We start from the raw sequence: 6,356 nt of genomic DNA, 5'->3' as shown, positions 1-6,356 counted from the left end.
TCATGGGCCCCAGCGTATCGCTGGTACATATATAGAGGTGTACGTTCCTCGTCGGCCCCTGCTCATCGTCACCGTCCTGGCGGTCCTGTTCGGCACCGGATGGCTGATCGACAGCATCGCGGCCTCCCGGGTGGAACGAGCCATCTCCCGGGACGTGGAGGAGGCGGCGCGTCTGGATGTCAGCCCCCGCGTCAGCATCGACTCCGCGCCCTACCTCACTTCCCTGGTCACCGGGGAGATTCCGGCCGTGAGCATCAACGCCCTCGATGTCGATGTCGCCGATCTCGGCATGGTCAACGCGCAGACCCGGCTCGGCGAGCTGCGGGTGTCGCCGCGCCAGGTGCTCACCGGTGACATCTCCGGTGTCCCCGCGCGCATCTTCACCCGCACGATCCGCCTCGACGGCGTGGCCTTCGGGCGCCTGCTGGACATGACGGATCTGGACATCTCCCACCCCTACGACATCTCTCCCGGAGGTGGGCCCGCCAGTGAGGCACAACTGACCGGCACGCCCTTTGACCAGCGCGAACCCTCGACGGTGCTGGTCGACCTGCGTCTCAAGGGCAATGAGTTCCACATGACGCCGACCGAGATCATCGACGCCCCCGCCGATCAGACCGACGCCGAGGCCGCGGCTATCCGGGAGGCCTTCACCCTCACCCTGGACACCCGGATGCTGCCGCTGTCCGGTCGCGCCAGCATGGTGAGCATGTCGGGCGGTTCCATCTACTTCGAGGCGCAGCGTCTCAATGTCTCCGTCGCGATGTCGGCCCTGTCACCGGTCGCGGTCTCCGGGGACGACGACAACTAAAGGCGACTAGTGGATCCGGAACACGTCCCGGATCACCTGCCGCCAGGTTCGTGACGCCACCGGGTACGGCTGGCGGGGGGCGAAGACCTCGAGCACATCGCAGCGGCTGCCCAGCTGCGCGCGGGCGAACTCCCCCTCGTACTCCCCGTCCGCCTGGAAGGGCTGCGGCTCAGGGCACTGCAGCAGGACCTCGGCGGCGTCGTCGAACTGCACGGTGCGCCGCCGGATCCACTTCTCGATGATCGTCCTGTGCCCGAATCCGATGAGGTGGAGCATGCTCGCCGCACCCCGCAGACCCCGGAGGCTGGTCAAGCCGAACAGTCCCAGCCCCTGATCGAAGGAGTTGCGCGGGTTGGTCACCACCGGCAGCGGGCCGAGGAAGGTCCACGGGTTGGTGTTGGAGGCCACGAACAGGGGCACGCGCTGCAGGGAGAGGGAGCGGCCGTCGCGGGCGGTGGCGGTGACGTCGATACGCGGGGGTCGGCGCTGGGCGCGGTGCCACACCACCAGGCACACCGCCAGGTAGCGCAGCGGGGTGGCCGTGAATCCTAAGGTGCGGGCCTCATCCACGCGGGCGACCACATCGGCGTCCATCCCGAATCCGGCGTTGGCCGCGAACCAGCGGTCGTTCCAGGTGCCCAGACAGATGGTGCGCCGCAGATCCGCGCGGATGAGGTTGGCCAGCATCGCGGTGGCCGCCTCCGGATCCGGAGGAAACCCCAGGGCGCGGGCGAACACGTTCGCGGAGCCGGTGGGGATGACTGCCAGCACAGGCAGCTCGCCAGCGCCCGGATGGGATCCCTCGACGGGGCCGAGCAGGCCGTTGATGGCTTCATTGACGGTGCCGTCCCCGCCGACGACCACCACCAGATCCACCTCACTCCGGCGCAGACCCGCGCAGATCTCCTCGGCGTGCCCCGGGTGGTGGGTGAAGCGCCCGGTCAGCTGCAGCCCCGCGACCGAGCGCAGCAGCGGGATGATCCGGCGGAACAGGCCGGCGCTCTGGCTGGTCGAATTCGGGTTCGCTATCAGGAGGACGCGCACGGGGATTCAGCCTAGCCGTCGCCGCTGGTCTGCGGCGCAACCACCGGCGCACCCCGCCCGGCGCGACTGCGTCTGCGGGAATCTTCTAGGCTGTATGCCATGACTGAGCAGCCGAAGAACACCCCGTCCGACACTCCCGGCGACGCCGCCGCGGCCGCCGACAACCCGGCCGCCACCCCGGCCACCAACCCGGCCCAGCACCCCGAGCAGGCCGGCCTGAGCGGCAGCGACGCCGTCAACCTGGCCGCCGAGCAGTCGAAGAACACCGCCCACCGCAACATTCCGCCGCTGGATCTCGGGGAGATCCCGCTGCCCGATGACACCGCCAACCTGCGCCAGGGCCCGAACATCCACGACGGTCTCCTCGCCCTGCTCCCACTCGTCGGGGTGTGGCGCGGCGAGGGCCAGGCGGACATGCCCGGTGAGGGGCAGTACACCTTCGGCCAGCAGCTCATCTTCGCCCACGACGGCGAGAACTACCTCACCTACGAGTCGCGTATCTGGAAGATCGACACCGAGGGCAACCCCGTCGGCCCGGATCACCGCGAGTCGGGTTTCTGGCGCATCTCCCTGCAGGATGAGATCGAGGTCGTCTGCACGCACTCCACCGGTGTCGCCGAGATCTTCTACGGCGAGCCCGTCAACGAGCGCGCCTGGCAGATCGAGACCGCCTCCACCATGGTGACTTCCAGCTGCGCGGTCACCCTCGGCCCCGGCAAGCGCCTCTACGGCCTCATGCCGACCAACGACCTCGGCTGGGTCGACGAGCGCCTCGTCGACGGTGAGATGCGCCCGCGCATGTCGGCGCAGCTCAAGCGCATCGCCGGTTAGTCCCCGGGGCGCAGTTGCCGCAGGCTGTGGGAGGTGTGCCCCAGCTGCAGCATCGCCACCAGCAGGCGCGAGTGGCGCCACGTGCCCACCGCGACCCGCAGCGCCAGGCGGTCGAGATCACCGGGTTGCCCCTTAGCCGTGGGAACGTCGGTGGCCTGCAGGTCGAGGGCGCTGAGCTCGTCGATGATGCGGGTCAGCTCCCCCAGGTACGCCGCCGAAGGCAGGTAGCCGTCGCCCGCCATCTCCGCCACCAACGATTCCACCGCGCGTCGCGCCGCCGAGGGACGGTCCGGCCACCCCTGCTGAGACATGAGCTCCCCGACCAGCTCCCGCGCAGCGTCTGGGGGCTCCTCCCCCGGTGGCTGTGCACCGGCCCCCAGCGCCTGGGCGGCGCTCATGATGTCGATGGCGGGGGCGGGGGTGTCGATCAGCGCCGTCAGGCGGCGGATCTCCCCGACCGGCGCACCGACGATCTGCCGCAGGGCCTGGATGAGATCGAGCCGGGCACGGTGGGTGTCGTCGTAGACGGCGGTGGTGGCGTTTTTCTTCGCCCCGGGATGCAGCACCCCCTCGCGCAGGTAGTACTTGATGCTCGCGACCGTGACTCCCGTGACGGCGGACAGCTCCTGCAGTTTCATGCCGCTCCTTGGATAGCGCACCTGACCTGCACTATCTACGTTGAAAACTATTAGGTAGTACCCCTATCCTAACGGCATGGACGCCTTCACCGCCCCCATCGTGCTCCACGCCTCCGCCGCCTTCCTCGTTCTCGTCCTCGGCCCCGTCAACATCTTCCGCCCGCGCCGCGACGCCCTCCACCGGTGGCTGGGCCGCACGTGGGTGCTGCTCATGTACGTCAACTGCGGCGCGAGTTTCCTCTTCGGACTCGAGGACGGGTTCGGCGTCCTCCACGGGCTGGCGGTGTTCACTGCCGTCATGGTCACCCTCGGGGTGTGGAACATCCGCCGCGGGCGGGTCACCTCACACCGGGCGAACATGATCGGCAGTTACCTCGGCACCCTCATCGCCTTCGGTTTCGCGGTGGCGCTGCCGCAGCGGCTCATCGTCCGCACCGGCAGCGAGCAACCGGTGGAGCTCGGGCTAACCATCGCGGGGCTGCTGCTGGCGGCGGCCGCGTGGGTGGGAGTGCTGCGGGTGCTTACTCGGCGCCCAGCGCGGCGTTGATGAGGTCCCGGATCTCCTCCTCATTGTCCGGGGCCGGCAGCTTGACACCATCAAGCTCGGTGACGCGGACGGCGACGCGGACGGAGGAGACGAGCCAGACGGACTCGGCGTCCAGCAGCCGCTCGAGGGTCATGTCCTTGTACTTGCACCGCCACCCCTCGTTCTCGGCGTGCTCGAACAGGGCCGCCTGCGTGGTGCCGGGGAGGATGTCACCGCCGGGGACGGGGGTGCGCAGTTTGCCGCCGGAGCGCACGGTGATCACGGTCGAGGTTGCCCCCTCGAGGACCCGGCCGGTGGCGGGATCGACATAGATGACGTCATCGAGCCCCCTGCTGCGTGCATAGCGCAGGGCCGCCATGTTCGCCGCGTAGTTGAGGGTCTTGGCGCCGACGGTCAGCCACGGGGCGGGCGTGGGAGTCCCACCCTCGGCGGCCTCTTCGACGCCGGGCAGGGAGGTGTCGATGCTGAAACCACGCGGGGATGTCATCACCTTCACCCCCTTCTTCCTCTGCTTGAGCACGGATTCGGCCACCGGCGTCAGGGTCAGCCAGGCGCTGGGATGCCCGGTGGACTCGCGCCCGCGGGTGAACGTCCACACACACTTCGCGTCCTGCTCGCTGCGCTGCGTCCATTCGCGGACGGCCTCCCGGGTGGCCTCGATCCAGTCCTTCTCGTTGAGCTCGGGCAGTTCCATGAGGCGTGCCGACGCCCGGAACCGGTCCAGGTGCCGGCGCAGGTTGGCGGGGTGCCCGTCGCGGATGAGCAGGGTCTCGAAGACACCGTCACCCCGCGTGACCGCCGCGTCGTCCCAGTAGATGTGGGGCAGCGCGGCGTTGTGGCGCCGGATGGACCCGCCGTAGGGCTCGACGACGTAGATGATGGGCGAGGAGGACTCCATATCCTTGCATTATGCCCCGTATCGCGGGCTACCATCGGGTGTGTGACCTCCACTACGTACGCTTCCCCCCTGCTCGACCGACCCGGCGCCGCCCCGTTGCAGGACACCGAGGCGCTTATCGACGCCACCGGCGTCGCCTGGCATTACGGCGATCCCCTCGGGGAACAGCGCCGCGCGCACACCGGGACGATCGTGGTCGACCGCTCCCAGCGGCGGGTGCTGCAGGTGACGGGTCCGGACGCGGCGGAGTTCCTCAACAATCTGCTCTCCCAGAAGCTTCTCGACGTCCCCGTCGGCTACGCCGCGTCCGCCCTCGACCTCGACATGCAGGGCCATATCCTGCATCACGCGGATGTCCTGCGCACGGAGGAGGGCTTTTTCCTCGACGTACCAGCGGTCCAGTTCGAGTCCTTGTCCACCTTCCTGCAAAAGATGGTCTTCTGGTCCCAGGTGGAGATCGTGGAGGCCGACCTCGCGGTGCTCACCCTGCTCGGAGCGCCGGTGGAGACCCCGGCAACCGCTTGTGTGCGCACCGGCTGGTGGACCACGCTCCCCCGCCGCGATCTGCTGGTGCCCCGCGATCGCCTCGTGGAGACGGTCACCGCGCTGGAGACTGCCGGCGCGCACCTGGCGGGGCTCATGGCCTTCACCGCCGAGCGCGTCCGCGCCCTGGAGCCGGAGCTCGGTGTCGATCTCGACGCCAAGTCCATCCCGCATGAGGTTCCCGCCTGGATCGGCCGCGGCGAGCACCCCGGGGCGGTCCACCTGGAGAAGGGCTGCTACCGCGGCCAGGAGACCGTCGCCCGGGTGGAGAACCTGGGCCGCTCCCCCCGCGTGCTGGTGATGCTGCAGCTCGACGGTTCGGCACCGGAGGCCCCCTCCCCCGGTGCGGACATCCTCGGCCCCGCCGGTGGGCGGTCGCTGGGGCGGCTGGGCACGGTCGTCGACGACTGCGATTTCGGGCCCATCGCCCTGGCCGTGGTCAAGCGCAGTGCCCTGGAGCAGGAACTGCAGGTCGGCGACGTCTCCGTCCTGGTGGATCCGTCCTCCCTGCCCGCGGAACGCGGCGAACAGGCCGGTCGCGCGGCGGTGGAGCGCTTGCGAGGACGCCGCTAAGAATCTTCGCCAACTTCACAGCCACCACCCCCAACCACCCCCGGATTCGTCACAGTGATCTTGCGTTTTTCCCTATTTGTGGACCATTTGTGGTGCTCAGCGACCCGGTGAGGCATTTTCAGGCCATTCACGCTATTGTGTTCTTCAGGAATACACACAGACGTAAAGCCGATGGGGCATCCGAATTCCCTGGATCGCTCTCACATACCTCAAGGGGGTCAGGCCATGGGACGCGGTCGCGCAAAGGCAAAGCAGACCAAGGTTGCACGCCAGCTCAAGTACAACACGCCCGAAATGGATCTGGACTCACTCCAGCGCGAACTCGCTTCGCAGAGTCCTCGCCGTTCCTACGATGACGCTGGAGTCGATGACGACCAGGACGATCAGTACGCCGAGTACGCGGACTGGTCCGACGAGGATGAGGACGACCCGCAGGGAGCGTCCTACTCCGGCCGCTGATTCCGGTCACGC

At 68.6% G+C, this 6,356-nt stretch carries 8 protein-coding genes; 5 read left to right on the top strand and 3 right to left on the bottom strand.

Annotation, left to right across the window (positions count from 1 at the left end):
- Positions 1–37 precede the first annotated feature (37 nt).
- Entirely contained in the window at positions 38–811 is a 774-nt protein-coding gene (locus Q4F73_RS06500; protein WP_303358543.1) for a DUF2993 domain-containing protein, read from the top strand.
- 6 nt (positions 812–817) lie between these two features.
- On the opposite strand, the gene Q4F73_RS06495 is transcribed toward Q4F73_RS06500, so the two are convergent.
- Positions 818–1,855 (bottom strand): diacylglycerol kinase family protein, encoded by a 1,038-nt coding sequence (locus Q4F73_RS06495; RefSeq protein ID WP_303358542.1) that lies wholly within the window; start codon positions 1,853–1,855, stop codon positions 818–820.
- A 99-nt stretch (positions 1,856–1,954) separates the two neighbouring features.
- Here Q4F73_RS06495 and Q4F73_RS06490 point away from each other — a divergent pair, with 99 nt between their 5' ends.
- Positions 1,955–2,686, top strand: a complete 732-nt coding sequence (locus Q4F73_RS06490; protein ID WP_303358541.1) for an FABP family protein — start codon at positions 1,955–1,957, stop codon at positions 2,684–2,686.
- Here the strand turns inward: Q4F73_RS06490 and Q4F73_RS06485 are convergent.
- Positions 2,683–3,324, bottom strand: coding sequence for a MerR family transcriptional regulator (locus tag Q4F73_RS06485; protein ID WP_303358540.1), 642 nt, complete (start codon positions 3,322–3,324; stop codon positions 2,683–2,685). The genes Q4F73_RS06490 and Q4F73_RS06485 overlap by 4 nt on opposite strands.
- Before the next feature lie 76 nt (positions 3,325–3,400).
- On the opposite strand from Q4F73_RS06485, the gene Q4F73_RS06480 reads away from it, so the two are divergent.
- Complete coding sequence (locus Q4F73_RS06480; RefSeq protein ID WP_303358539.1) at positions 3,401–3,871, top strand: DUF2306 domain-containing protein; 471 nt, start codon at positions 3,401–3,403, stop codon at positions 3,869–3,871.
- On the opposite strand, the gene Q4F73_RS06475 is transcribed toward Q4F73_RS06480, so the two are convergent.
- Complete coding sequence (locus Q4F73_RS06475; protein ID WP_303358538.1) at positions 3,846–4,769, bottom strand: aminodeoxychorismate lyase; 924 nt, start codon at positions 4,767–4,769, stop codon at positions 3,846–3,848. The genes Q4F73_RS06480 and Q4F73_RS06475 overlap by 26 nt on opposite strands.
- Positions 4,770–4,811: 42 nt before the next feature.
- Between Q4F73_RS06475 and Q4F73_RS06470 the strand changes: the two genes are divergently transcribed.
- Together Q4F73_RS06470 and Q4F73_RS06465 are read left to right on the top strand one after the other, a co-directional pair.
- Positions 4,812–5,885 (top strand): folate-binding protein YgfZ, encoded by a 1,074-nt coding sequence (locus Q4F73_RS06470; protein WP_303358537.1) that lies wholly within the window; start codon positions 4,812–4,814, stop codon positions 5,883–5,885.
- Between the two features lie 225 nt (positions 5,886–6,110).
- Positions 6,111–6,344 (top strand): DUF3073 domain-containing protein, encoded by a 234-nt coding sequence (locus tag Q4F73_RS06465; protein ID WP_085550445.1) that lies wholly within the window; start codon positions 6,111–6,113, stop codon positions 6,342–6,344.
- Positions 6,345–6,356 lie beyond the last annotated feature (12 nt).

The sequence above is a fragment of the Corynebacterium sp. genome (assembly GCF_030535495.1).
GTDB lineage: Bacteria > Actinomycetota > Actinomycetes > Mycobacteriales > Mycobacteriaceae > Corynebacterium.
Note: the sequence above shows the minus strand (reverse complement) of the source record. Positions and strands in the feature narration are given on the sequence as shown.

What these genes read in the sequence shown, in the direction of transcription:
- Q4F73_RS06490 (WP_303358541.1), top strand. Translation starts at nt 1,955, where the DNA reads ATGACTGAGCAGCCGAAGAACACCCCGTCCGACACTCCCGGCGACGCC.
- Q4F73_RS06485 (WP_303358540.1), bottom strand. Translation starts at nt 3,324, where the DNA reads ATGAAACTGCAGGAGCTGTCCGCCGTCACGGGAGTCACGGTCGCGAGC.
- Q4F73_RS06480 (WP_303358539.1), top strand. Translation starts at nt 3,401, where the DNA reads ATGGACGCCTTCACCGCCCCCATCGTGCTCCACGCCTCCGCCGCCTTC.
- Q4F73_RS06475 (WP_303358538.1), bottom strand. Translation starts at nt 4,769, where the DNA reads ATGGAGTCCTCCTCGCCCATCATCTACGTCGTCGAGCCCTACGGCGGG.
- Q4F73_RS06465 (WP_085550445.1), top strand. Translation starts at nt 6,111, where the DNA reads ATGGGACGCGGTCGCGCAAAGGCAAAGCAGACCAAGGTTGCACGCCAG.